Raw genomic sequence first — 950 nt, 5'->3', positions numbered from 1 at the left:
TTAGTCACGGTTGCGCTTTCTCTGTTGGATACGATTGGTTTGAACCAAGACGACAAAGGCGAAAATGCACTGGTGGTGACGCCAGCAGAGCACATTATGGTGCCAAGCTACCCTGGTTTGCCATACGAAGGTGCGACGATCACTTTTGATCGCGATACCGCGCTTTCTCGTGAAGACATGCACTTCATCAGTTGGGAACACCCAATGATCCAAGGTGGTATCGATCTTCTGATGAGTGAAGGTGTGGGTACTTCTGCTGTATCTCTGTTGAAAAACAAGGCGTTGCCAGTTGGTACGATTCTGCTTGAACTGATTTACGCGGTAGATGCGCAAGCACCAAAACGCAGCGGTATCACTCGTTTCTTACCGAAAACGCCAATCCGTCTGATGATGGACTCTCGCGGTAACGATCTATCGGCTCAAGTGGAGTTTGAAGGTTTCAACCGTCAACTTAGCCCAGTAAACCGTCATCTTGGCAGCAAGCTGGTGACGTCTGTGCAAAAAGACGTGCACCGTTTGATTGAAGCGGGCGATGTGCTGGTTGAAGAGAAAGTGGAAGCCGTTCGTAAGCAAGCGCAGCAAGATATGCAGCAAAGCTTGAATGCGGAGCTAGAGCGTTTACAAGCTTTGAAAGCGGTGAACCCAAACATTCGTGATGAAGAGATTGAAGCGATTGAAGCGCAAATCAAAGAGCTGACTGGTTACATCAATCAAGCTCAAGTGCAGCTCGACTCGCTCCGTCTGATCGTGGTGAGCCACAACTAATCGCATTAAACGCATTAAAAAAGGTCTTCAATCGAAGACCTTTTTCTTTATCTACGGTTTGCCTGTGGATTACATCAACCACTTCCACCAAATAAACAAAGCTAAGAAGCCAAACAAGTAAATCAGCCCAGCAATCGATAGCCATTTCAGTTTGCGTCCCACCGCCAGCGGTTCCGGTAAGTCCG

General features: G+C 48.0%; 1 pseudogene. It reads left to right on the top strand.

The window, feature by feature from the left end:
* Window positions 1–765 (top strand): annotated as a pseudogene (locus tag R7Z47_RS24195) (RNA polymerase-associated protein RapA); the annotation flags it as partial.
* Window positions 766–950 lie beyond the last annotated feature (185 nt).

The sequence above is a fragment of the Vibrio sp. 1641 genome, from assembly GCF_033339995.1.
Taxonomy (GTDB): domain Bacteria; phylum Pseudomonadota; class Gammaproteobacteria; order Enterobacterales; family Vibrionaceae; genus Vibrio; species Vibrio alginolyticus.
This window is presented reverse-complemented; position numbering and strand designations above follow the sequence as displayed.